Annotated in this window: 2 protein-coding genes and 3 pseudogenes; 4 read left to right on the top strand and 1 reads right to left on the bottom strand. The window is 49.1% G+C overall.

Translation table 11 applies throughout. The annotated features are described in order from the left end of the window. Positions 1–143 (top strand): annotated as a pseudogene (locus OO184_RS24650) (IS630 family transposase); the annotation flags it as partial. Between the two features lie 300 nt (positions 144–443). Here the strand turns inward: OO184_RS24650 and OO184_RS24645 are convergent. Continuing rightward, on the bottom strand, positions 444–1,448 hold the full coding sequence (locus tag OO184_RS24645) for an IS110 family RNA-guided transposase (protein WP_265381420.1): 1,005 nt from the start codon (positions 1,446–1,448) through the stop codon (positions 444–446). 70 nt (positions 1,449–1,518) lie between these two features. Between OO184_RS24645 and OO184_RS24640 the strand changes: the two are divergent. The 3 genes and pseudogenes from OO184_RS24640 to OO184_RS24630 all read left to right on the top strand — a co-directional run. Then, a pseudogene (locus OO184_RS24640) lies at positions 1,519–2,153 on the top strand (IS630 family transposase); the annotation flags it as partial. 178 nt (positions 2,154–2,331) lie between these two features. Continuing rightward, positions 2,332–2,739: an RHS repeat-associated core domain-containing protein gene (locus OO184_RS24635; RefSeq protein WP_265381419.1), complete on the top strand. Its 408-nt coding sequence runs from the start codon at positions 2,332–2,334 to the stop codon at positions 2,737–2,739. A 74-nt stretch (positions 2,740–2,813) separates the two neighbouring features. Further along, a pseudogene (locus OO184_RS24630) lies at positions 2,814–3,090 on the top strand (IS982 family transposase); the annotation flags it as partial.

Here is a 3,090-nt window from a genome sequence, read left to right as displayed (position 1 = left end):
ATGGCGGCTCTCAGAGCCACCTCAGCGAAACACAGGAACTTATCGCTTATCTGACCGCGAATCTTCTGCCCACCACACAGGCGGTTATCCGCCTTGTCAAAGAAGCGTGAGATATCAGTTACACCGTCCCCGGCATGAATAAATGACTGCACCACAATGGATTCAGTTATAAAATCTATGGTCACCCCCGTTTTTGCAACACAAATTTTGATGTATGGTGGGCTTGCGTAAATCTATTCGGCGTCTGGTGAGCAGTCATGCCCGCGCCACGATGAGTTCCGTGCCTGCCGAATCTTAAAAACCGGTCGGCTTCAGAGAGCCATTTTTTATATCAGGTTCATCAGCAGGCCGATATGCCGTTCATGTCATCAATTATCTGTCGTCGCAAAACCAGATGGTAACTGCTTAACTTACTGAGCTAACGCCGTTTTTCGTTGGCTCTTTTATTTAATGAACACCGTCTGATGTGCCGTAACGGCCCAGGCTATTCGGGCCAGTTTATTCGCCAGCGCGCACGCCACAACGTTCGAGTGATGGCGGGCAAGCTGCCTGTTCACCCACTCTGCCAGACGCCCTGGATTATGCTCCAGCCGCTGCATAAAGACCCTGGCACACTGTACCAGCAGCCGCCTCAGATTTTTATCACCCCGCTTGCTGATGCCCATCAGTGTCGTTTTTCCACCCGTGCTGTACTGGCGGGGAACCCGCCCTGTTGAAGCCGCAAAGTCACGGCTGCTGGCATAGTTTTTACCGTCCCCCAGCCGCATGGCTAACAGACTCGCCGTTACCGGCCCAACGCCAGGAATGGTCAGCAGGCGTTGCGCGGTTTCATCTTCCGCCAGATGCGTTTTCAGTTCCTTATCGACTTCCTCAATTTCTCCGCTGAGGTAAACATAATGACTGTGGAGTCTGCTCAGAACCCTTGCCAGATAAGGCGAAAAGTCATTTTCTTCCAGCACAGCGGCCAGACGTCGTATCACGGCAATACCGCGCGGCAGACTGACGCCGAACTCCAGCAAAAAAGCGTGCATCTGATTGGTGGTTTTAACGCGTTGCCGTATCAGTGAGTCTCTGACGCGATGGAGGGCGGCCATCGCCTGTTGGTCTTCTGTGCGGGGGGGCACAAAGCACATGGAGGGCCGGGAAGCTGCCTCGCAGATAGCTTCAGCATCGACAAAATCGTTCTTGTTACTCTTAACAAAAGGACGGACGAACTGCGGAGAAGTCAGCTTTGCCTCATGGCCTAAATCAGCGATCCGGCGAGCCATAAAGTGCGCCCCACCGCAGGACTCCATCACTACGGTTGCAGCCTTGCAGGAACCGAGAAAATTAATAAACTGAGTGCGGGAAAACTTCTTACGCAGCAGGGCGTTACCCTGCCTGTCCTGACAGTGGACATGGAAGGAATGTTTACCGAGATCGATACCAATAAGCGTAACGTTTTGCATGATGGTTCCCTCTAAAATAAAATACCCTGCTAGCGTACCTCTCACAGGGTGGGGGTGACCATCTCATTAACCGACCGGCATGCCGCACAAGTTCAACGCAGAACAGCAGCGGGCCTTTATAGAAACCTGCGGGAAACTCAAGCAGGAAGCCGGAGACAATGAACCCATCCTGTTCATTGATGGCGTCCATCCCACGCAGGGGACGAAACTGGCTTATGGCTGGATGCGTAAGGGCCAGAAAACGTAGTGAAAACCACGGGAAGCCGTACCCGTCTGAACCTGATGGGGGCCCTAAATCTGGCCGATATTAGTAAAACAGTGGTACGCGAATATGACCGTATCGATAGTTATCACATCGCCGAGTTCTTCATTGCCCTGAGTGAAACCTATCCGGTCAGTCAGAAGGTTCATATTATCCTTGACGGAGCTGGTTACCACTGGAGCAGGCTGGTGAAAAACTGGGTTTATGTAATGAATATTGACCTTCATGACTTACCGCCATACAGCCCGAATCTGAACCTGATAGAAAGGCTGTGGAAGGTGATGAGTGAACAGGTCAGAAATAACCATTATTTCGCCTCGACGGCCTTGTTCAGGCAGGCAATACATCGCTTCTTTACGGAAATATTACCGGAACTTGCCGGGAGGCTGTTGCGCCGTATTAATGACAACTTCCAGATTCTGAATCCTGCATCTTCAAGTTAAGCGAGTATAGTGTTGTTTTGTTCAACAATGCTACATTTTTCACACCAAAAGATACTAGCCACCAAAATTAATAGAACACATTAACCTCCCTGTTATAACTTCTCTATCGCTTTCATTGTCTATCACATCATTAAGGCAAGAACATGAATATTTCACTGAATTTGTTGTACTGAATCCAGTGACGTGGATTGATTCATGGGGTTTGGCAAGTAACCCGACCACAGCCACCCATATTACCTATCAAGGGATGGATGCTGCTACCGGCAAACCATATGTGGGGTATGCCAGTATGCAGGGACAACAAACAGGGACAGATGTTGTCAAGTATCGATATAATGGCAACTTTGAACGTTTTGGTGGAAAACCACCCGAAGTTTTCTATGAAGGTTATGGACAAGTAGGTAAAGATACCGCCAGAGGATTAGAACAACGGCGATTTGAACAGTTGGGTGGCTTGAACGGCACAGCTAACAAACGAAACCCTGTGGGAATTGGTAACACCCGCCGGACAGAGTATCTTAATGCGGCCGATAAATACCTGAATCAAGCCATTGGTGACAAACTAATTAACCTGAGTTCTGGATAAGAAATTGACGAGAAGCCTGTTCCGGGAGCAAAGTTTTGGTGAACGCCGAAAACAGCTCCGGGGAGGAACAGGCTATGGATAAGTTAGTGGAAATTTTCTGCGATGTCGACGATTTTTGCCGTTTTTTCATCCCTCAGTGGACGCAGTTTTGTCTTGATAACGGATACCGTCTACGCCGCCGACAAGGTCGCATGTATCCCAGTGAAATCATGGCTATCCTGATCCTCTTTCATCTGTCACATTACCAGGATTTTAAACATTTTTATCTGGAGCATCTTTGGAAATATCACCACAATGATTTTCCCGCCTTGCTCAGCTATACCTGTTTTATTCGTGTCGCGCTTTCCGTTT

This window comes from Photorhabdus aballayi, assembly GCF_026153155.1.
GTDB lineage: Bacteria > Pseudomonadota > Gammaproteobacteria > Enterobacterales > Enterobacteriaceae > Photorhabdus > Photorhabdus luminescens.
This window is presented reverse-complemented; position numbering and strand designations above follow the sequence as displayed.

What these genes read in the sequence shown, in the direction of transcription:
- OO184_RS24645 (WP_265381420.1), bottom strand. Translation starts at nt 1,448, where the DNA reads ATGCAAAACGTTACGCTTATTGGTATCGATCTCGGTAAACATTCCTTC.